At 71.3% G+C, this 20944-nt stretch carries 14 protein-coding genes; 10 read left to right on the top strand and 4 right to left on the bottom strand.

Annotated elements, in window-relative coordinates:
• Position 1: 1 nt before the first annotated feature.
• Positions 2 to 2662 (bottom strand): TonB-dependent receptor domain-containing protein, encoded by a 2661-nt coding sequence (locus tag WMF14_RS32130; RefSeq protein WP_437792432.1) that lies wholly within the window; start codon positions 2660 to 2662, stop codon positions 2 to 4.
• A 236-nt stretch (positions 2663 to 2898) separates the two neighbouring features.
• On the bottom strand, positions 2899 to 4734 hold the full coding sequence (locus WMF14_RS32125) for a protein kinase domain-containing protein (RefSeq protein WP_437792429.1): 1836 nt from the start codon (positions 4732 to 4734) through the stop codon (positions 2899 to 2901).
• 923 nt (positions 4735 to 5657) lie between these two features.
• Here WMF14_RS32125 and WMF14_RS32120 point away from each other — a divergent pair.
• Genes WMF14_RS32120 through WMF14_RS32110 form a run of 3 tightly spaced genes read left to right on the top strand, consistent with a single transcriptional unit; the run spans position 5658 to position 9923 of the window.
• Complete coding sequence (locus WMF14_RS32120; RefSeq protein ID WP_437804337.1) at positions 5658 to 7403, top strand: protein kinase domain-containing protein; 1746 nt, start codon at positions 5658 to 5660, stop codon at positions 7401 to 7403.
• Between the two features lie 15 nt (positions 7404 to 7418).
• Positions 7419 to 8063, top strand: a complete 645-nt coding sequence (locus tag WMF14_RS32115; RefSeq protein ID WP_272094732.1) for a hypothetical protein — start codon at positions 7419 to 7421, stop codon at positions 8061 to 8063.
• Between the two features lie 12 nt (positions 8064 to 8075).
• Positions 8076 to 9923 (top strand): hypothetical protein, encoded by a 1848-nt coding sequence (locus WMF14_RS32110; protein ID WP_437792425.1) that lies wholly within the window; start codon positions 8076 to 8078, stop codon positions 9921 to 9923.
• Here WMF14_RS32110 and WMF14_RS32105 read toward each other — a convergent pair.
• Positions 9880 to 10920: an FG-GAP repeat domain-containing protein gene (locus tag WMF14_RS32105; protein WP_437792422.1), complete on the bottom strand. Its 1041-nt coding sequence runs from the start codon at positions 10918 to 10920 to the stop codon at positions 9880 to 9882. The genes WMF14_RS32110 and WMF14_RS32105 overlap by 44 nt on opposite strands.
• 61 nt (positions 10921 to 10981) lie before the next feature.
• On the opposite strand from WMF14_RS32105, the gene WMF14_RS32100 reads away from it, so the two are divergent.
• From WMF14_RS32100 to rbfA, 7 genes are all read left to right on the top strand, one after another.
• Positions 10982 to 12166 (top strand): phosphoglycerate dehydrogenase, encoded by a 1185-nt coding sequence (locus tag WMF14_RS32100; RefSeq protein ID WP_373372165.1) that lies wholly within the window; start codon positions 10982 to 10984, stop codon positions 12164 to 12166.
• Positions 12167 to 12539: 373 nt separating this feature from the next.
• Positions 12540 to 13187, top strand: a complete 648-nt coding sequence (gene rimP, locus WMF14_RS32095) for a ribosome maturation factor RimP (protein WP_437792419.1) — start codon at positions 12540 to 12542, stop codon at positions 13185 to 13187.
• 30 nt (positions 13188 to 13217) lie between these two features.
• On the top strand, positions 13218 to 14861 hold the full coding sequence (gene nusA / locus WMF14_RS32090; protein ID WP_272094725.1) for a transcription termination factor NusA: 1644 nt from the start codon (positions 13218 to 13220) through the stop codon (positions 14859 to 14861).
• A 38-nt stretch (positions 14862 to 14899) separates the two neighbouring features.
• A complete protein-coding gene (locus WMF14_RS32085; protein ID WP_437792416.1) occupies positions 14900 to 16042 on the top strand; it encodes a YlxR family protein in 1143 nt (380 codons plus the stop codon).
• A 15-nt stretch (positions 16043 to 16057) separates the two neighbouring features.
• Positions 16058 to 19195, top strand: a complete 3138-nt coding sequence (gene infB, locus WMF14_RS32080; RefSeq protein WP_437792413.1) for a translation initiation factor IF-2 — start codon at positions 16058 to 16060, stop codon at positions 19193 to 19195.
• Positions 19196 to 19205: 10 nt separating this feature from the next.
• Entirely contained in the window at positions 19206 to 19601 is a 396-nt protein-coding gene (locus WMF14_RS32075) for a DUF503 domain-containing protein (protein WP_272094722.1), read from the top strand.
• Positions 19598 to 19969 carry a 30S ribosome-binding factor RbfA gene (gene rbfA, locus WMF14_RS32070; protein WP_272094721.1) on the top strand — a complete coding sequence of 124 codons (372 nt, stop codon included), beginning with the start codon at positions 19598 to 19600 and terminating at the stop codon, positions 19967 to 19969. The genes WMF14_RS32075 and rbfA overlap by 4 nt, the downstream gene beginning before the upstream one ends.
• A 202-nt stretch (positions 19970 to 20171) precedes the next feature.
• On the opposite strand, the gene aat is transcribed toward rbfA, so the two are convergent.
• The gene (gene aat, locus WMF14_RS32065) at positions 20172 to 20894 is read right to left on the bottom strand and encodes a leucyl/phenylalanyl-tRNA--protein transferase (RefSeq protein WP_437792410.1); all 723 of its coding nucleotides are present in this window, start codon (positions 20892 to 20894) and stop codon (positions 20172 to 20174) included.
• Positions 20895 to 20944: the final 50 nt, after the last annotated feature.

The raw sequence follows: 20944 nt of genomic DNA, 5'->3' as shown, positions 1-20944 counted from the left end.
ACTAGAGCGAGTAGCTGAAGAATCCCATGAAGCGCCGGCCGATGCGGTTGCCGAACGGGTGCATCTGCAGCGCGTTGTCGCCGAGCCCGTCGAGCGCGTTGAACACGGTCGCGGAGATCTCGGCGCGGTCCAGGAAGCGGTAGCCGACGCGCGCGTTGAGCAGCGTGTACGCGGGCAGCTCGTACTGCTTCGTGGCGATGACCGTCCCCGTCGGGACCTGCTCGGCCCACACCTGCGAGGACTGGTAGTGAAACGTGACCTCGCCGTCGATGCCGCTCGGCGTGCGGAGCTGGACCCCTGCGTTCACCTTGTGCCGGCTGGTGCGGGCGTCCTCGAGCGTGTCGCGCCCGTCCGGGCGCCGGTGCACCGAGCGGTTGAGCGCGTAGTTGGCGAAGATGTCGAGCCCCTCGATGGGGTAGACGCGACCGCCGAGCTCGCCGCCGAAGACGTGGTAGACGTCGCTCTGGTTCTCGAAGCCGCCGAACCCCGAGGTGTATCTCCCCGTCTCCGGGTTCAGCCCCCCGGACCCGTGGGCGCGCTGCGAGAGGGTCGTGCGCTGAGGCTCGGCGAGCACGATGAGATCGCTCACGCGGTTGTAGTACGCGGTGACCTCGAACTCGAAGTAATCGCTCTGCTGGTTCAGGTAGCTCGCCTCGGCGGTGATGATCTGCTCGGGGTCGATGGGGCGCTCGGAGCTGTCCGGCGTCCTCGATGTCGAGAGGAGCTCGAGGCCGGGCAGCGCGAGCTGGATGGGCAGGTCGACGTACGCCTCGAGCGACGTGGGCGAGCGGAACGCCGTCGAGCCGGAGACGCGGATCGCCTGGCGCTCGGTCGGCTTGAAGATGACGGAGCCGCGCGGCGACGGGATGAGCCGCTCCAGGTAGGGCACGTAGTCGAGCCTCCCGGACGCGACCACCGTGACGCGCTCGCCGAGCTTCATCGAGTCCTGGAGGAACACCGAGCCCTGGTGCTCGAGCGGCATGTCGTCCTCGAGGTAGCTCCACGACGTCGCCTTGAGCCGGTAGCCGAGGCCGATGTGGAAGTCGTGCACGACGGGGCTGGGCGCGCGGAGCGTCTTCACGAACTCGAGCTCGGCGTTCACGACGTGCTGCTGCGGCCGCCCCGCGAACAGGGTGTGCCCGAGGTAGGCGGCGTTGAGCAGCGAGCGCCCGTCGAGGTTCGAGTAGTACGTCCGCGCGTTGACGTTCTCGCTGCGGTACGCGACAGCGACGTCGGCGTTGGCGACCTCCAGGTTGTAGTCGTTGAACGGGCCGATGCCGTAGATGTCGAGCTCGCTCCGGGAGTAGCCGGCGCCCACCGTGAGCTCGCGCTGCGGCCCGAGCCGCTGCGAGGTCCGGAGGTCGATGCGGACGTTCTGCGCGCCGAGATCCTGGCTCTGGCCGCTCGTCTCGAGGTCGATGCGGTCGTCCGCGACCTCGCGCGACCACCGGGGGTAGCGGGTGTAGCCCGCGGAGAGGCGGTACGCGAAATCGCCCTCGCGCGCCGAGGCCCACACCGAGGCGTAGCCCTGCCGGTGGTCCCCGTAGCCCGCGCGGAAGCCGCTCTTCCCGACGCCGGGCTCGATCGTGATGATGTTGACGATGCCGGCGAACGCGTCGGCGCCGTAGAGCGCGGAGCCCGGGCCGCGCACGACCTCGATGCGCTCGATCTGATCCACGTCGATCGAGAGCGCCTCCCAGAAGGTCGAGCCGAGCACGTCGTTCTTGACCGTGCGGCCGTTCACGAGGACGAGGATCTTGTTGGCGAGGCGGCTGTTGAAGCCGCGCATCGACACGTTCTCGTCGCCGCCCGTGATTTGCATGACGTCCATGCCGGCGACGCGCCGTAGCAGCTCGGGGATGCGCGTGATCCCGGAGAGCCGGATGTCCTGCCGGGTCACGATGGTCGTCGAGTTCGGCGAGTCGAGCGGGCTCTGGGCGCCGCGCGAGGCGGTGACGACCGTCTCCTGGTAGACGTCCTCGGTCCGGGCCGCGCCGACGATCCCCGCGGCGTCGCCGGGGGCCGCCTTCGATCCTGGCCCTGGCGCCGGCGCTGCCGCCTTCGTCGCGGCCGCCGCGGGCGCGCCCTGCGCGGCCGGCTCCCCGGCGGGGGCCGGCGAGGCGGGCGGGGCGGGCGCCTCGCCCGGGGCGGGCTGCTGTGGCGCCGGCTGCTGCGGCGCGGGCGTCGGCGGCTGCTTCGGCTCGGGGATCGCCGCGGTGCGCTGCGCGGCGAGGCGCTGCTCCAGCTGATCCACGATCCGCGTCACCTGCTCACGGTCCGGGGGATCGCTGGCGATGTACTCGCGGTAGGCGGCGAGCGCCTGCTCGATGTGGCCGGCCTCGGCGTGCGCGCGCGCGATGTTGAAGGTGACGTTCGGGTGCGGGAGGATCTCGTTGGCCTTCTGGAGCTGCCGGATGCCCTCGTCGAACTGCTTCTGGGCGATGAGATCCATGCCTGCCCGGAAGTGGAGGCGCGCCTCGGTGCGGGCGTCGGCGAGCGCGCCGCGCGCGGCGGTCATCGCGCCGAAGGCGACGGCGCAGGCGAGGAGCTTCCGCTGGAGCGCCCTCGCGCGGCGCGGCCGCGCTGCGCGGGCGTCGTGGGTCGGGTCGAGCGCCGGGACGGCGTCGCGCCGGCGATGCGAGCAGGAATCGGAAGACGACATGAGTTCGCCCTGTCCTCAGCGGGGCCGGGGAGCGACGGCGATCCCGGCGAGAGCTCGGGAGCGCTGACGGCGCTGCTCCCCACATCACACCGAACACTTCATCGACGGGTCGACGCGAGGAGCGTCCGGTGAGCTCTCGCGCGAACGCGAAGCCACTGCGGCCATGGTAAGGGGTCGCAGCCGCGAGAGCGCCGCGACTCTACCAGAAGAGCGGCCGGGGCGCGTCCGCGCCCTCGTCAGTAGGGGTTGCTCTTGTACGGCTCGGGCTTCTGGATGTTCGCCCTGGGCTTGCTCAGGGCCGCCGGCGCCGCGATCGCGGCCGGGTCGAGCTTCGCGCGCACCTTCTCCTCGGCGCCGGAGACGCGCACCGTGGCGGGCTTGTAGCCCGGCTTCTCGAACACGAGCTCGTGCTCCAGCGCGAGCGCGGCCGCGGCCCCTCGCCAGACGATCTCGCACGGCGTCTCGGCGCAGAGCTCCTTGTTGCCTTCCCTGACGGCCGCGCCGGGCGGCGTGCTCTCGATCTGCAGCCCCCGCGCCGCCGGCGCTGCCGGAGCCGGCGCTGCGGGTGGAGGAGGGCTCACCGCGCCCTGCTCGCGCGCCGCCGCGCCCGTCTGGGCGGCCGGCGCGCGCGCCAGCAGGACGGCGGTGACGCCGACCCCGACACCGAGGGTCGCGGCGAGCGCCCAGGGGATGACCTTTCGACCTGGGCCCGCGCCGGTCTGGGTGGAGGAGAGCCCCTCCGCGGGCGGCGCTGGGCGCGATCCCATCGCGTCGGTGATCGACGGAGGGACGAAGACGGGCGCCGCCGGCTGCTTGAGGGCGCTGTCCGTGGCGAGGGGGCCTGTATAGGTGGCGGGCGAGCTCGTGGGGGGCGACGAGTTCGGCGTGGAGAGGCCCGGAAAATCGCTCGTCGTCGAGAGAGGAGGGGCCGATGGGTACGGCGTGGCCGGCGGATGCGAAGGCGCCGATGGGTACGGCGTGGCCGGCGGATGCGAGAGCGTCGACGGGTACGAAGCGGCCGACGGATACGAAGGCGCCGATGGGTACGGCGTGGCCGACGGACGCGAGGGCGCCGACGGATACGAGGGCAACGACGCGCGGTAGCCCGTCGTGCCGGACGGCATGGGCGGGTTCTCGCCCGTGTCTCGCGTGGAGATGCCGCCCGCGGCGAACTTGAGCGCGGTGACGAGCTCGTTCATCGAGGAGAAGCGATGCGCCGGGTCCTTCTCCAGGCAGCGATAGACGATCCCCTCCATCGTCTGCGAGATGGAGAGCTGCGGGTTGTGGGCCTGCATCGGCGGGAGCTGGTCGTGGACGTGCGACATGAGCGTCCCGACGCTCGCGCCCTTGTCGAACGGCACCTGGCCCGACAGCATCTCGTACATCATCACGCCGAGCGCGTAGATATCGGTGCGCGCCGAGACGTCGTTGCCGGTGATCTGCTCGGGCGCCATGTACTTGGGCGAGCCCATGAACAGGCCCTGTTGGGTCAGGTCCTCGCCGCTCTGGGTGTCCTTGACGAGCCCGAAATCGAGCACCTTCACGTGGTCGTGCTCGTCCTCGTGATCGACGAGCAGCACGTTGCCCGGCTTGAGATCGCGGTGCACGACGCCGAGCCCGTGCGCCTCGCGGAGCGAGCGGCAGATCTGGCGCGCGATGTGGGCCGCGCGCGCCTCGGAGAACGGCCCTTCCTCGCGGAGCACGCGGTGCAGGGTCTTCCCCTCGATGTACTCCATCGCGATGTAGTAGATATCGTCGTCGCTCTGGCCGTAGTCGAACACGGTGACCGTGTTCGGGTGCGTGAGCTTCGCCGCGATCGACGCTTCGAGGAAGAAGCGCCTGTGGAACTCGGGATCGTGGTCGCCCTCGTACTTGGGGCTCAGCACCTTGAGCGCGCAGATGCGGCCGAGCGGCGCCTGCTCGGCCCTGTACACCTTCCCCATGCCGCCGCGGGCGATGACGCTGACGATCTTGAAGCGGCCGTTGATGACACGCCCCAGCAGCGGGTCTGTCGCGGCAGCCCTCGAGACCTTCGAGCTGCCGGTTACCTCTCGCTGTCCGCTATCAGGCATGTCGCGCCTCTCCTCGGGCAGCGGGAGGAGGTGAAGATTGGACACACAGCAGCCGCCTCGGGAGCAGTGTGACTGAGGCGACTCTGAGGTGTCAATCTGCAGTGCCACGATACAAGCAGGAAATGCGCGGCGAATGGTGCGCTGCCGTCCGTACGGTCAGTGATGCGTGGCGGGCCGCACGAGGCTGAACGTCGGTGACCTTGGCGGGTCGCTGTGGCGCGAAGAACGTAGACGGATCGCGCGCAGCAGCGGGACGTCTGCATGGCCTGCGCATCGCCTCGGTCTGCGCGGTTCGCGGGCGGATCGCTCCGTCGTGGAGCGCTGCGCGGCGCGCGGTCGGAAGGGGGTTGATCTGCGGCGGACGCGACCACGGACAGGGAGCCGCGTTCAGCGCGAGGCCGCCCATCCAGCGGCGGTTCGCGTCGTCGGCGAAGAGAGAGAGCGAGCGACGTGCCTGCGATCGCGAAGCCCATGAGCGGAGCCAGGGAGCCGTCGGCGCGCACGCGTTGCGCACGCGAGCACCGTCGTCGCTGAAGGCGACGGCGACCGGCGCGAGGAAGGCGACGGCGATCGGCGCGAGCGCGTCGCGCCCGCTGTGTCGTCCCGGACGAACATCGGTCCGCTGGGCCGTTCTCAGGCCATCGCGGAGAGGCCGACCTTCTCGCCCGTCCGGTGGATGGACGTGGCTTCAACGGCTCGCTGGCCCGGCGTACAGCGCGCGCTCGCCGGCGTGCGCGGGGCGGTCGCGCCGGGCTGGCCGAGGCGCGTAAACAAATCAGCCGTCATCGTCAAGGGATCCCGGCGGCCGGGACATTCGGAAGGGCGATCTTGGCTCAAATCAGCGGGGAAGCGGCCGCCTCCGCGCGGTGTCCGGCCTCTCCCTCCGAACGACCGTTGCGCTCTACGTTCAGATGGACGACGCTGTGCGCCGCAGCCGGTGTCGGGCACGCTCCGGTTCGCGCTCCTTTTATCCACCGCGGGCCGTGACCAAGACACCCCCTCCTCCCATCACTGCCGGAACGGTCATCAATGACCGTTACGACATCCGTCAGAGCCTCGGTAAAGGCGGCATGGGCGAGGTCTTCCTGGCCTTCGATCGCTCGACGCAGCAGACCGTGGCCCTCAAGGTGGTCCGCGAAGAGTCGCGCATGCCAGGCGACGACGAGGCGCTCCGCCAGGAGCTCCTCCTCGCGCGCTCGGTGGGCCATCCGAACGTCTGTCGCGTGCACGACCTCGCGCCGAGCCCGTGGGGCCCCATCCTCGTGATGGAGCAGATCCCCGGGCAGACGCTCCACACGCACATCCGCAAGCGCAAGGCCCAGGGCGGCTACTCGGCGGACGAGTTCCGCAAGATCGCGAGCGAGGTCTGCAACGGGCTCGCGGCCATCCACGCGCAGGGCCTCGTCCACGGCGACCTGAAGCCCGGCAACGTGATGGTCTCCGAGGGCCGCGCTGTGATCCTCGACTTCGGCTTCGCCCAGGAGCGCGCGCGCGCCTCGGCGCGCCGTCCAGGCGCCCCGCCCGACGGCGGCACGCCGAACTACATGTCTCCCGAGCGGCTGCGCAATGGCGGCGCGAGCCCCGAGGACGACGTGTACGCCATGGCCTTGACCCTCTGGGAGATGTGGACCTGCCGCGTCCCGGAGCCCGGCTACAAGCCGCGGGTCAAGACGATGAAGCAGCAGATCATGTTCGACGTCCCGGCGGGCCTGTCGATCGACGAGGTGCGGCAGATCTTCCGCGGCCTCAACGAGGACCCGTCGATGCGGCCGCAGGCGCGGCACATGCGCTTCTTCAACCCGTCGCAGCTGACGACGAGCCCGATCCAGCTGCCGCGCGAGCGCCTCGATCCAGGCCCGCCGCCGGGCGGCGCGCTCAAGCTGAACTTCACCCCCGGGGCGCAGTCGCTGCTCGTGACGTACGCGACGAACGCGCCCGAGATCGTGGGCTCTCTGCTGCCGCTGCACGACACGAAGCTCGCGCTCGGCCGCCGCAGCGATCAGAGCCTGTGCGTGCCCGAGGCGACCGTCTCGGGGGCGCACGCGATCCTGAAGTGGCAGACGGGCTCGTGGTTCATCGAGGACCAGGGCAGCACGAACGGCAGCTACGCGGACTTCAACTACGAGCGCAAGTCGCAGGTCTCGCTGCTGCACGGCGGCGAGGTGCAGGTCGGCGAGTGCCGGATGAAGCTCGTGACGTTCGGCCCGGACTCGCCGCAGCACCGGCGCGCGAAGCAGTACCTCGCGAAGCGCGACGGCCTCACCGGCCTGCTCGTGCGCGAGCACCTGATGAAGGCGATCGACGAGGACGGCCTGTTCGCCGACTGGGCCGAGGTGCCGATGCAGGTCGCGCGGTACGAGCTGCGCGGGCCGAACCGCCAGGTCAGCGAGCGCCCGACCATCCTGGAGATGCTCGCCCTGCGGAAGGCGGCGCAGCGGGTGATCGATCTGACCGAGATGCTCCTGCTCAGCCTCACGCCGGCCGTCGCGGGCCGGACGGGGCCGCTCAAGTTCGTGGTCTCGATCGTGGGTCCGAGCATCGACGAGGCCCGTCACGTGGTCGAGCAGGTGGTCGCGCAGGTTCAGGGGATGCTCCCCGAGACGCTGGAGCTCGGCGCGACGCTGGTGAAGGGCGAGCCCGGGCGCCCTGCGCGGACGCTCATCGATTGAGCCTGAGCGTGTCCGATGAACAGCAGGCCTCCGTTCCCTTCCACCTCCAGTCCGCCGTCTCAACCCTCGCCGTACCGCTACCTCGGTCGCGGCGGCAGCGAGCGCCCCGTGCGGCTCCAGATCATCATCGCGCTCGTCGCGGGCCTCATCGTGGTGGCGGTGCCGCTCTACCTGTGGCGGCGCCCGAAGCCCGAGTCGATCCCCTCCGCGGACGCCGCGACGGCTGACGCCGGCGCCTACGCCTGGGACGCGGGCGCGCTCTCCGACGCGGGCGCCGCGCTGGCGGAGGGCGTCACGCTCTCGCCGTTCACCACGATCAAGTGCGAGAACCCCGGCCCGGGCACCACCCCGCCCGAGCGCTGCGATCACGTCACCTTCTTCGAGGACGGCCTGTCGCGCGCGATCCGCGACAACGTCCAGTGCGCCCCTTCCGACAAGACGGGCGTCACGGTGAGCTTCGTCCTCGAGATGGACTTCCGGCGGAAGCGGACCAACCTCTACGTGGGCAAGTCGACGACGGTGAGCCGCGCGAAGACGAAGGAGCTGCTCCGCTGCGTGAAGCGCGCCATGCCGACGCCCGACTGGGGGACGATCCCGCACCAGTACGTGAAGTACAAGATCAACGTCATGGCGACGTACCCTGCCAACGAGTCCTTCTGAGGCGAGCGGCTCGTGCGTAGCGCATCGATCGTGCTGGTGCGCTTCGCGATCCCGGCCCTCGGGGCGCTCCTCTCGATCGAGGCGCAGGCCCAGCAGGGCGGGACGGCGGCGCCCGCCGCGAAGCAGGGCGGGACGGCGGCGCTCGCCGCGCCGGCTCGGCGCGAGCGCTATTCGAGCTACGAGAGCGCCACCATCGAGCGCGTCCTGTCGCGCCTCCGGGCGCCCCTCGATCCTGCCCCCGAAGGGAAGATCGTCGAGGGGATCGACGTGGTCCCGCTCGAGGTGATCGAGGACCGCGATCCTGCGCCGGCCTTCCTGAACTGGTTCCACGCGCTCTCGCGGCCGCACGTCATCCGGCGCGAGGTGCTGCTCGCGGTCGGGCTTCCTTACGAGCAGGCGCTCGCCGACGAGTCGGCGCGCAACCTGCGCGAGCTGAGCCAGCTGTCGCTCGTCCTCGTCTTCGCCGTGCGGGGCGGCGCTCCGGATCGGGTGCGGGTCGCCGTCGTCACCAAGGACGTCTGGAGCCTGCGCCTCAACTCGGACTACCGCATCGCCGGCGGGCAGCTCGAGTACCTGTTCCTTCAGCCCAGCGAGCAGAACCTGCTCGGGATCCACCACGCCGTGGCGGCGCAGCTCGCGCTCGATCCCGGCGCGCTCTCGCTCGGCGCCACCTACGCGATGCCGCGCATCGGGGGCAGCCACGTGCGGCTGCGGACACAGGCGAACGCGATCATCGACCGGGAGACCGGCGACTTCGAGGGCACGAGCGGCGAGTTCATCTACGGGCAACCGCTCTACGCGACACAGGCGGAGTGGGCCTGGGAAGCCGAGATCTCCTGGCGCGACGAGGTGACCCGCCGCTTCGTCGGCACGAAGCTCGCCACCTTCGACGCGGCGGCCACGCCGGGGGACGATCGCGTCCCGTACCGCTACCGGAGCGACCTCCTGGTGGGCAGCTACGCCGTCACGCGCAGCTTCGGCGGCGGCGCGGCGAGGTCCTCGGCCGTGAAGCACGACGTCTCGGTGGGCATCGAGGCGAGCCGCAAGGTCTATCGCTTCGACGCGCCGGAGGGCCTCGCCCCGGCCGCGATCGCCGAGTTCGAGAGGCGCGTGATGCCGGTGAGCGACACCCGCGTCGCGCCGACGTTCAAGTACGCGACGTACTCGACCCGCTTCTTGCGCGTCCTCGACTTCAACACGCTCGCGCTGCAGGAGGACTACCGGCTGGGGCACGAGCTCGCGATCCTGATCTATCCGGTCACGACAGCGCTCAACTCCAGCCGGAACTTCCTCGGGATCTCCGCCGCCGCGGCGTACACCGTCGCGCTCGGCGACGGCCTCGCGCGCGCCGTGGTCGAGAGCGTCACCGAGCTCGACGGCTCGCAGATCTTCGACGCCTCCATCGAGGCGCGCGCGCGGGTTCATACGCCGAGCTTCGGCGTCGGGCGGCTCGTGTTCGACGTGCGCCTGCTCGACCGATACAGGAACTACCTGAACAGGAGGTCGGTGCTCGGCGGCGACACGCGGCTCCGCGGGTACCCGACGGCGGCGTTCATCGGCGAGGACGTGCTCTCCGCGAACCTGGAGCTCCGCACGCGGCCCGTCGAGGTCTGGTCGTGCCAGGTCGCGGGCGCGGCCTTCTTCGACGCGGGCGACGCCTTCGACGGCTTCGATGATCTGCGCCTCAAGCAGTCGGCTGGCTTCGGGGTGCGGGCCCTCTTCCCGCAGCTCAACCGCGTCGTCATGCGCGCCGACTGGGGGGTGCCGCTGACGCGCGGCTACAAGGAGCCTGACGCGCTCCCCGGCGACATCCTCGTCACCTTCGAGCAGGCGTTTCCGATGCTCCCTGCGGACGAGTAGGGGCGCCGCCTTCGCCGGGCGGCGCCCCCCTGGCCGGTGGACCGCTCGCGGCCGCCGCCATCGCGCCCGCGACGCGCGCGCGGTGCGTGGAGAACGCGCCCCGGAGCGCTGGCGGCACCGGCTCTCGGTCGAGCGCCGCGAGCGCCTCGGCCGCCGGCCTGCCCGCGAGCACCGCGTGCCAGGCCCGCTCGAGCGCTCCCCGCAGGCGCGCGGCGTCGTCCTTCGGCGGCTCCTGCCGCTTGCCCTGGCCGGCCGTCTCCGCGCCGGGGCCTTCGACGCGCGCTGCATGGAACGCCCGCGCGACGCTGCCGCGGTGCGTGTAGCGATCTCCCTCGAACCCCGCGACGTCGAGGAGATCCGGCGCGATGGGATCCCCCTCGTCCAGCGGGATCCGGCCGGCGAGCTCCAGGGTGCCGTCTCGATCGACGTCGAGCGCGAACCGCGGCGGCGCCGCGAGCTCGACGGCGTACCGGGCCGCGCCGAGCGGCTGCACGGCCCAGATCTCCAGCTCGCCATTCTCATTTCGGAGCACGACGTCCGGAGCGCCGTCTCGGTTGAGATCGGTCCCGGAGCGGAACACCCCGAGCTGCTCCGTCGCCTCCGGCTCGGAGCCCGGGAGCAGCGACGGTATCAGCTGGGTCGCCTGGCTATGGTCCACGCGCCTGGCATCGAGGGGCCCCGCGGCGAGGACCACGCCGCGCGGCGTCGCCACGCGGACCGCCGAGGTGCGGCGCCCGAGCGCGTCGGTCCCGCTGTAGCCGCGCACGACCACCGCGCCGCCGCGCCGTAGCGCGCCGCGGAGCTCGACCTCGAGCGTCAGCCCGAGCTCGGCGGCCTCCACGTCGAGGGCGTGCAGCCGAGCGTCGAGGTCCGGAGGCGCGATGAACGCGCCGAGCGTCGGTCTGCCCGCTGCACCCCAGGGAGAGACCTGATGATCGCTGGCGCAGGAGCTGGCGCAACTGACGCAGACGCCGCAGACGAGGAGCAGAACGCCCATCGTCGGCGAGAGCTTTTCTGTTACGGTTCCCGTCCGCATGCGCCTGCTAGTAGCCGATAAGATGGACCTCTCGGCTCTGGAAGAGCTCAAGGTGCTCGGGATCGAGATCGAGTCCCGGCCGGAGCTCACCAGAGACTCGCTGCCGGCGGCCCTCGACGGGATCGGCATTCTCGTCGTTCGTTCCACGGAGGTCACGGCGAAGGCGATCGCGTCCGGGCGGCAGCTCAACCTGATCGTGAGGGCAGGGGTCGGCGTGGGGACGATCGACGTCGCGGCCGCGAGCGCGCGCGGCATCTACGTGGCGAACTGTCCCGGCAAGAACGCGACCGCGGTGGCAGAGCTGACGATGGCCTTCATCCTCGCGCTGGACCGCCGCCTGGTCGATGCGACGTCGGAGCTCAGGGCCGGCCGCTGGGAGAAGGCGAAGTACTCGGTGGCCCGGGGCCTGTTCGGTCGGCGGATCGGGATCGCGGGGCTCGGCGCGATCGGCCGTGAGGTGCTCCTGCGCGCCCGCGCGTTCGGCCTCGAGCCGCACGCCTGGTCGCGCTCGTTGACGCCGGGCCGCGCTGCCAAGCTGGACGTCAGCTATGCCCGGACCTTGGAAGATCTGGCTGCCCGCTCTGACATCTTCACGGTCCATCTGACGGCCACCCCGCAGACGCGCGGCATCGTCAGCCGGAGCGTCCTCGAGGCGCTCCCCGACGGCGCCATCGTCGTGAACGCCGCGCGCCCCGAGGTGATGGATTACGCCGCGCTCGAGGAGCTCATTCCGCGCAAGGGGCTGCGGGTCGGCCTTGACGTGTTCGCCACCGAGCCTGACAAGAGCTCGGCGCCGTTCGAGTCGCACCTCCTCGGGCGAGGGCTCGTCTACGGCACCCCGCACGTCGGCGCGCAGACGGAGCAGGCCCAGCGCGCGGTGGCCCTCGAGACGGCCCGGATCATCCGCGCCTTCATGACGGAGGAGGAGCTGCCCAACGTGGTCAACATCTGCGCTACGTCGCCCGCCCGCTACGCGGTCGTCGTCCGGATGATGGACAAGGTCGGCGTCCTCGCGAACACGCTCAGCGTCATGAAGCGCCACGGGATCAACATCGAGGAGATTTCAAACACCGTCTTCGAGGGGGCCACCGCGACCTGCACGAAGATGCGCGTCTCCGGCCGGCCGAGCGAGGCCTGTCTGAAGGAAATCGCGGCGTTCGAGGAGGTCCTGCACGTGGATATCGTCGCGCTGCCGAATCTGGCGTAACTCGAGGGACCCGGCGGGCGCGACGCGAGGCTGTCGCGACTGCCGCGCGGCGGGGAGCGCTCCGGCGCTGACGCGCCGCAGGCCGCCGCGAAGACGCCGCGAAGACGCCGCGAAGACGCGAAAAACGCGAAGATGAACCGGCGGGAGATCCCCGGCCGCGCAGGGGCGGTTTGCCCGTATCCCCCCTTGCATGAAGGCCCGCATTCGACTAGGTTGTCCGCCGACAACTAGGCGGATCCGCGAGCCGGGTTCCCAGTTCGGGGAATCGGCTCTTTTTTTTTGGCGCAGTGGTACCGGGCACCCTCGCTCGGGGCCGATCGCGCTAGGAGGACCCGGATCCGCCGAGGGTGACGTCTCTCACATGCAGCAACCCATGGAGCCTTCGACCAGAGCCGTGTTCGATCTCGGGCGCGTCCGCGACGCCGTCGCGCCGGTGCTCGCCTCGCACGGGGTCACGCTCGTCGATCTGGAGTGGACCACGGAGCGGGAGCGGGCGGGCTGGACGCTGCGGCTCACGATCGAACGCGAGAACGTGGACGACGTGGAGGACGCGGGCGGCGGGGTCACGCTCGAGGACTGCGCGGACGTGTCGCGCGACGTCTCATCGGTCCTCGACGTCGAGGATCTCATACCCAACCATTACAACCTCGAGGTCAGCTCTCCTGGCCTCGATCGGCGGCTGCGCACAGCGGCCGAGTTCGCTCGTTTCCTCGGCAGGACGGCGAAGGTGAAGCTGTCGCGCCCCGCGCCGGACGGCCAGCGGCTGCTCCGGGGCGAGCTCCTCGAGGCTCCGGAGGGGCAGGTCGCGGTGCTGGTCGATGGCAAGCGGATCGCGGTCCCGTTCGCGGATGTCGTGGAGGCGCGCCTCGTCTTCGAGCTCCCGTCACAGCCCAAAGCCAAGAAGGGGCAGCGGCAGGGCAAGGAGCCCGCTAAGGAGTCGGGGCAGATCAGGCAGCTCGCGGAGGCGGCTCCGCGGTCGGGCTCGAAGCGGAGCGAGCGCGGCTCCGAGAAGCGCAAGTAGAGAGAAGAAAGATCAGGAGACAGGGACGTCATGGCAACGATGGCAGCGATGCCGACCTCGGAGACGAGCCTCGGCAGCATCCTCGATCAGGTCGCGAAGGAGAAGGGGATCGACAAGAAGATCCTCGTCGAGACGATCGAGGCCGCGATCTTGAAGGCCGCGCAGAGCGTCTTCGGCCCCACCCGCGAGCTCGAGGCGCGCTTCAACGAGGACACCGGGCAGATCGACCTCTTCCAGTACATGACCGTGGTCGAGGCCGTGACGGAGCCGGAGCGCGAGATCTCCATCACTGACGTGGACAAGCTGAAGCTGGACGCGACCCTGGGCGAGGAGCTCGGCTTCCAGGTCTTCTGGCGGCCCGAGGACGCGGAGAAGGCGCGCGATCAGGACAAGGAATACGGCGACATCCTGAAGCTCAAGCACGGCCGCACGACCTTCGGGCGCATCGCCGCGCAGACGGCGAAGCAGGTCCTGCTGCAGCGCGTGCGCGACGCCGAGCGCGATCTCATCTTCAACGAGTACAAGGATCGCAAGGGCGAGCTCATCCGCGGCATCGTGCGGCGGTTCGAGAAGGGCAACAACATCATCGTCGACATCGGTCGCACCGAGGGTGTGCTCACGTTCCGCGAGCAGACGCCGCGCGAGACGTACCGGCCCGGGGACCGCATCGTGGCGTACGTGAAGGACATCGATCGCGAGGCCCGCGGCCCGCAGGTCATCCTCTCTCGCTCCGATCCCCGGCTCGTCGAGAAGCTCTTCGAGGCCGAGGTCCCCGAGATCTACGAGGGCATCGTGCGGATCGTGTCGGTCGCACGCGAGCCGGGCGCCCGCTCGAAGATCGCGGTGACCAGCCGCGACGCGGACGTCGACCCGGTGGGCGCGTGCGTGGGCATGAAGGGCTCGCGCGTGCAGGCGGTCGTCCAGGAGCTCCGCGGCGAGAAGATCGACATCGTGCCGTTCGATCGGGATCCGGCGCGCTACGTCATCGCCGCGATCCAGCCGGCCGAGGTACACAAGGTGATCGTCGACGAGGCCGACGGGCGCATGGAGCTCGTGGTCCCGGACGAGAAGCTGTCGCTCGCGATCGGGCGCAAGGGCCAGAACGTGCGGCTCGCCGCGCAGCTCACGAACTGGAAGCTCGACATCATCAGCGAGACCAAGTTCAAGCAGATGGAAGAAGAGGCGATCTCCGCCTTGCAGCAGATGGACGTGGTGACAGAGCAGATCGCCAAGTCCATGTATCGGCTCGGCTTCCGCGCGCTCGAGGAGGTCAGCGAGGCCTCGGTCGAGGAGCTCGCGGCCATCCCGGGCCTCGGCGGCGCCGAGGCCGCCGAGCGCATCAAGTCGCAGGCGGACACGACGATGGAGCGGCTGCGGCAGGAGCGCATCCGCTCGGCGAGCTCACGCACCGAGCCGCTCACCGACCGCGAGCGGCTGATGTTCATCCGCGGCGTCGGCGATCGGACGGTGGTGTTGCTGGAGGAGGCCGGGTACCGCAGCGTCGAGGACGTGCTGCGGGAGGACGAGGATCGGCTGGCGATCCGCACCGGCCTCGGCATCAAGAAGGCGCGCGCCATCAAGCAGGGGGCGCGGGATTTCGTTGAAAGCGAGCAGAAGGTGCTCGATGCGGCGCGGGCGGACGTTCGTCGCGCTGTAGAGGCGAGGCACGCATAGGCTGTCGGGGAGGAAGAGGATCGAGGATGGAATCGGTGGTGAGCAGACAAAGCGACGCGGGTGAGCGCGAGCCCTTCGAGAAGGGGCGAGTGCGCACGTGCGTCGGCTGCGGGGAGCGCGTCGGCGTCGACGACGTCCGCGGCGCTCGTCCGCTCGTCCGGCTCATCCTTGGTCCTGGCGGCGTGATCGCGGTCGATCCCGGCGACGGCGGGTTCGGGCGGGGCGCACACGTGCACCCGCGGAAGGACTGCCTCTCGGCGGCGGTCGCCCGGGGGCTCGCCCGCGCCGCGAAGGGACGTGTCCACGCGATCGTGGGGGCCGCTGGAGGAGGCGCCGAGGGCGCCGGCGATCAGGCCACGCAGGGCGTCGAGCCGCTCACGACCGTCTCGCTGGCGCGGGCGATCCGAGAGGCGACCGAGCGCCGGCTCCAGGGGCTCATCCGCGCCGCTGTCCGCTCCCAGAGCGCGGCGATCGGCGCCGATGCGGTCGTGGGGTCGTGCGTGCGGGGTGAAGCCGCGCTCGTCCTGGTCGCGTGCGACGCGGCGGCAGGCGCGGATCTGCCGGAGGTCCGGCGCGCCGTCGCCGAAGGGCGCGCCGTCGCGTGGGGCAGCAAGCTGGGGCTCGGCGCCCTGGCGGGCGGCCCGCGCGAGCGCGGCGTTGCCGTGATGGCGATCTCAGCGGCGCCGATCGCCGCTGCCGTCGCGAACGCAGCGCACGTCGTGGACACGTGCGCGCGCGTCGAGCGAGGCGAGGACGCCGCGGACGATGCGCGCCGCGGCGCCGGTCGCAGGGGGCGGCCTTCGCGCAATGCAGCCGCCCGATCAGAGGAAGGCGGGAGCCCCGAGCAACGGAAGGCGCCGCCTGGCCATGCTGGCCTCCGGCGTCGCCGTGAGCCGGGGACGTCGGGCGTGGAGCGCGAGAACCCCGGGGTCGGGGTTCTCGCGGCGTCCGAGGATGTCGGGGGAATACCCGGCAGCCCGCAGGGCGCGCTTACCAGCCGCGAAGAGCGGCGGGGGCCGGAGAGTGAGTCCGGTCGGCTTCTTGCTACTGCGCCGGGCATGGGGGGAGGCGGCGCGGTCGGGGGCAGGGCGGCGATGTCCGGTCCTACCGGACGCGCCTCGACGGTGGACAGAGTGGCCGCAAATCGTCGCCCGCGCGGATGGGTGAGGCGGATTGGTTAACGTGGAGCGAGGTGCATGAGCAAAGTCCGGGTCTACGAGGTCGCCAAGCAGCTGAACATGGACCAGAAGACGCTGGTCGCGCTCTTTCAGTCCATGGGTATAGGCGACGTGCGCAATCACATGAGCGCCGTCGAGTCCGACGTCGTCGAGCGGGTGAAGCGACACCTCGAGCGGCAGAAGTCGCCCGAGGTGGTGGAGGAGAGGATCCGCCCCACGGTCGTGAAGCGCCGCGCCCGGCCTGGGGCCGAGCCCGAGCCGTCCTCGCCGGGCCGCGGGCCTGACCTGTCGGAGGCGCCCGTTCGCGCTGCTCCGGAGCCTGCGCCCTCTCGGCCTGCGGCTGTGCCCGTTCCGGCTTCGCCGCCGCCCGAGCGCGCCGTTCAGGAAGAAGCGCCGCCCCGTCGCCCCGCTCCGCCGCCGCCCGCCGTTCCCGTCGCAGCGCCCTCGGCGCCGGCCCACGAGCCGGTCGTCGCCGCGAGCCTGCGCGAGCCTGCTCCCGCACCCGCGCCCACTGCGCCTGCCCCGGCGATGCCGCCTGTTGCGGCTGCGCCCCCAGCGCCGCCGCCCCCGGCGGCTCCCGCTCCCGCAGCAACCGCGCCTGCCGCGGCGTCCGCGGCCGCGGAGGAGACGAAGGTGACCTCGCCCGAGCCGAAGCCTGCGCCGCCTGTCGCGGCGCCGCCTGCCACCGCCGCCGCACCGGCGCCCGCCCCCGTGGCGGCCGCGCCCGAGGCGCCTGCAGCCGCCCCCGCGCAGGCGGCCGCGCCCGCGCCGACCCCTGCGCCTGCCGCAGCGCCCGCAGCAGCGGCGCCCGCAGCAGCGCCTGCCGCAGCCGCAGCGCCTGCGCCTGCCGCAGCGCCCGCAGCAACCGCGCCTGCCGCAGCAGCCGCTGCTCCCGCAGCAGCCGCGGCGCAGGCGCCGGCCCGGCCGCAAGCCGCGCCCTCGGCGCCCGCTCCGGCGCAGGGGGCGTCGCGGCCGACGTCGCCGCCGCCCGCGCCGCAGCGGTCCGGGGCTCCGGCCGCGGCCCGCCCGGGCACTCGGCCCACCACGCCGCCCGTGTCGACCCCCGCGGCCAAGCCGGAAGAGCCGGCCGGCACGCCGGGACAGGCGCCGCGCCGCCCGTCCTCGCCGCCGAAGACCGGCATCGAGGTATGGCAGGGGCGCCCCGGCGTCACGATGCCGGCTGCCCGCACCGGCACACCGCCGGCGCGGCGCACGACCTACGATCCGCGCGCCAACGCCCAGCAAGCGCGCCCTGGTGGTCCCAGCTTCGGTCCGGGCGGCCGGCCCATGGGCGGTCGGAACACTCGCCCGGGGATGTTCGGGCGGCCGCGCCCGGGAGGCGGGCTCCCGCGCAAGCCGGTCCAGGTCTCCACGCAGGAGATGGCCTCGCACAAGAAGGTCATCAAGATCGAGGAGCAGGTCACGCTTCAGCAGCTCGCCGCGAAGATGAGCCTGAAGGCGACGGACGTGCTCATGCGGCTCCTGTCGATGGGCATGACGGGCGTGAACATCAACAGCACGCTCGACGCCGAGACCGCGAAGATCCTCGCCAGCGAGTTCGGCTGGAGCGTCGAGGACGTGGCCGTCAGCGAGCAGGACACGTTGACCGCGGCCATGCAGGCCGGGGCCGAAACCGACGAGGAGGTCGAGATCCGGCCGCCCATCGTCACCGTCATGGGCCACGTCGACCACGGCAAGACCTCGCTCCTCGACAGGATCAGGAAGGCCACGGTCGCCGAGGGAGAGGCCGGCGGGATCACCCAGCACATCGGCGCTTACCGCGTCGAGACGCCGCGCGGAACGATCGCGTTCCTCGACACGCCGGGCCACGAGGCGTTCACGGCGATGCGCGCCCGCGGCGCCTCGCTCACCGACATCGTGATCCTGGTGGTCGCGGCCGACGACGGCGTGATGCCTCAGACCAAGGAGGCGATCTCGCACGCACAGGCCGCGAAGGTGCCGATCATCGTCGCGGTGAACAAGATCGACAAACCGGGCGCCGACGCCGACAAGATCAAGCGCGACCTCGCCGCGCTCGGGTTGCAGCCCGAGGAGTGGGGCGGCGAGACGATGTTCTGCAGCGTGTCGGCGAAGATGGGGCAGGGCATCGAGCAGCTCCTCGAGTCGGTCCTGCTCCTCGCCGAGGTCCAGGACCTCCGCGCCAACCCGAAGAAGCGCGCCAGCGGCACCGTCATCGAGGCGCTGCTCGATCGTGGCCGCGGCCCGGTCGCGCGCGTCATGGTCCAGGACGGCACGCTCCGCACGGGCGACATCCTCCTGGCCGGCGCCGCGTGGGGCAAGGTCCGGGCGATGACCGACGAGCTCGGGCGCTCCGTCGCCGAGGCCGGCCCCGCGACGCCCGTCGAGGTCCTTGGCCTCAACGAGGTGCCGAGCGCGGGTGATCCCGTCCACGCCGTCAAGGACGGGAAGACCGCGGAGGAGATCGCGGAGACCCGGCGCAAGAAGGCGTCGAAGACGCTGATCCCGCAGGACTCGCGCGTCTCGCTCGAGTCCATTACGAAGAACCTGCAGGAGGCCGATCAGCTCGAGCTCAAGCTGATCATCAAGGGCGACGTGCAGGGCTCGGTCGAGGCGATCATCCACGCGCTGGCGAAGCTCTCGACCCAGAAGGTGAAGGTCACGATCGTGAACGGCGCCGTCGGCGGCATCACCGAGGGCGACGTCAACCTGGCGGTCGCGTCGAAGGCGATCATCGTCGGCTTCAACGTCCGGCCGGCCGGCAAGGCGGGCGCTCTGGCCGAGAACGAGGGCGTCGAGATCCGGCTCTACAACATCATCTACAACGCCGTCGACGACATCCGGAGCGCGATGGAGGGACTCCTCCCCGCGACGAAGGTGGAGAAGGTCCTCGGCCGCGCCGAGGTCCGCCAGGTCTTCAAGATCACGAAGGCGGGCACGGTCGCCGGCTGCATGGCCATCAGCGGCTCGGTCAAGCGCACCGGCGAGGCGCGCCTCATCCGGGACAACGCCGTGGTCTGGACGGGTCGCCTGTCCGGGTTGCGCCGGTTCAAGGATGACGTGAAAGAGGTGGTCGAGGGGTTCGAGTGCGGTATCTCGCTCGAGGGCTACTCGGACATCAAGGAGCGCGACATCATCGAGAGCTTCGAGATCGAAGAGGTCAAGACGAAGCTCTGAGCCTCATCCGATGTTCGTGGGCGTCCTCCGTCTCCGTCTCGATATCGTCGGGGCCCGCTCCCTCAAGGACAAGCGCAGCGTGGTGCGCTCCTTGAAGGAGCGGGCGCAGAGCCGGATGCGCGTGTCGATCGCCGAGGTCGGCGTGCTCGACGATCCGAGGCGGGCGACGCTCGGCGTCGCGGTCGTCTCGAACTCGGCGGTCATGTGCGACAAGGTCCTCGCGGACGTGGCCGCAATGGCGGGGTCGCTGCCGCACGCCGTCCTCACGGATCGGGCGACAGAGATCGTCCCGTTCGGCGACGGAGGCGCTGGGGTGCAGGGCGGCATCGAGCAGGCGCTCGGCCGTGACGATGGAGATCTGGGAGCGCCCTCGGACATGCTCGAGGACGCAGAGGACGACGAATGAGCGGCGTGGTGAAGCGGGCGACGCGGGTCGCCGAGCGGCTCCGTGAGGACCTGTCCAACCTGCTCCGGGATCTGCGTGACCCGCGGATCGCCGGCGTGCTCGTGTCGCGCGTGGAGATCACCGACGACCTGCAGAGCGCGAAGGTCCACGTGCGCCACGAGTTCGGGGCGGAGGACGCCGCGGCGCGCCGCGCCCTGCTCAAGGGGCTGGAGGCGGCCTCGGGCCGGCTGCGCAGGGACGTCGCCCGCACGATGGGGCTGCGCGTGGTGCCGACGCTGCGCTTCTTTTACGACGAGGGGCCCGACGCCGAGCGGCGGATCGAGGAGCTGCTCCGAGAGATCAAGGACGGCTCGGGCGAGCGCTCCTAGAGCGACGGTCACCCGCTTCGGATACGGGCCCACCTCGACGTTTTCGGTGCTCAGCGCACCGGAGTGCGCTTGCGCGCCGAAAACGCCGATCTGGGCCCGTCTCCTGTGCGGGTGCCCGCCGCTCTGCTCCGCACGTAGCAGAGGTGGGCGGAGACCGCTGTAGAGCGGGGTCGAGCGGCGCGCGGCCGAAGCTCGGCCGCCATCACCGCGAGATGAGGCGCTCGATCGACTGCGCGGGATCGAGGTCGAAGCGCCACGGTCCCATCTTCGTCGGGGCGTCGAGGGCCACCTTCAGCGCGCCGAGGAACTCGCGGCGCGGCCACTCGACGGCGCCGAATCGCTCGAGGTGGTCCGTGTACACCTGGCAGTCCACCAGCGCGAAGTCCCAGGCGACGAGGTTCCCGAGGAGCGTCGCGAACGCGATCTTCGAGGCGTCGGGCGCGCGTGCGAACATCGACTCGCCGAAGAACATCCGCCCCAGCGACACGCCGTAGAGGCCGCCGACGAGCTCGCCGCTCGACCACGTCTCGATGCTGTGCGCGACCCCGGCGGCGTGCAGCGCCGTGTAGCCGGCGACGAGCTCCTCGGTGATCCACGTGCCGTCCTGGCCTGGGCGCGGCGCGGCGCTGCAGGCCCGCATGACCCGCTCGAACGCCGTATCGGTCCGCACCTCGATCTCGCCCCGGCGCACCCGCTTGCGCAGCGAGTGCGGGACGTGCGCCTCGCGCGGCGGCAGGACGAAGCGCGGATCCGGGGAGAACCAGAGGAGCGGCAGCCCCTCGTGAGGCCAGGGGAAGATGCCCCGGCGGTAGCCGGCCAGCAGCCGCTCCGGCGAGGCCTCGCCGCCCACGGCCACGATCCCCTCCGGGGTCGCGCGTTCTGGCGGAGGGAAGTCGAGCTTGCTCGTGAGCACCGGGACCCGCATCGCTGTGGGATCGAATCCTCCCAAAAGAGCGCGCGGTTGCAAAGGGTCGC

This window comes from Sorangium sp. So ce693 (assembly GCF_051521375.1).
In the GTDB taxonomy this organism is placed as follows: Bacteria; Myxococcota_A; Polyangia; order Polyangiales; family Polyangiaceae; genus Sorangium; species Sorangium atrum.
Note: the sequence above shows the minus strand (reverse complement) of the source record. Positions and strands in the feature narration are given on the sequence as shown.

What these genes read in the sequence shown, in the direction of transcription:
- WMF14_RS32125 (WP_437792429.1), bottom strand. Translation starts at nt 4,734, where the DNA reads ATGCCTGATAGCGGACAGCGAGAGGTAACCGGCAGCTCGAAGGTCTCG.
- WMF14_RS32105 (WP_437792422.1), bottom strand. Translation starts at nt 10,920, where the DNA reads ATGGGCGTTCTGCTCCTCGTCTGCGGCGTCTGCGTCAGTTGCGCCAGC.
- rimP (WP_437792419.1), top strand. Translation starts at nt 12,540, where the DNA reads ATGGAGCCTTCGACCAGAGCCGTGTTCGATCTCGGGCGCGTCCGCGAC.
- rbfA (WP_272094721.1), top strand. Translation starts at nt 19,598, where the DNA reads ATGAGCGGCGTGGTGAAGCGGGCGACGCGGGTCGCCGAGCGGCTCCGT.
- WMF14_RS32130 (WP_437792432.1), bottom strand. Translation starts at nt 2,662, where the DNA reads ATGTCGTCTTCCGATTCCTGCTCGCATCGCCGGCGCGACGCCGTCCCG.
- WMF14_RS32115 (WP_272094732.1), top strand. Translation starts at nt 7,419, where the DNA reads ATGAACAGCAGGCCTCCGTTCCCTTCCACCTCCAGTCCGCCGTCTCAA.
- aat (WP_437792410.1), bottom strand. Translation starts at nt 20,894, where the DNA reads ATGCGGGTCCCGGTGCTCACGAGCAAGCTCGACTTCCCTCCGCCAGAA.
- WMF14_RS32075 (WP_272094722.1), top strand. Translation starts at nt 19,206, where the DNA reads ATGTTCGTGGGCGTCCTCCGTCTCCGTCTCGATATCGTCGGGGCCCGC.
- WMF14_RS32100 (WP_373372165.1), top strand. Translation starts at nt 10,982, where the DNA reads ATGGACCTCTCGGCTCTGGAAGAGCTCAAGGTGCTCGGGATCGAGATC.
- infB (WP_437792413.1), top strand. Translation starts at nt 16,058, where the DNA reads ATGAGCAAAGTCCGGGTCTACGAGGTCGCCAAGCAGCTGAACATGGAC.
- nusA (WP_272094725.1), top strand. Translation starts at nt 13,218, where the DNA reads ATGGCAACGATGGCAGCGATGCCGACCTCGGAGACGAGCCTCGGCAGC.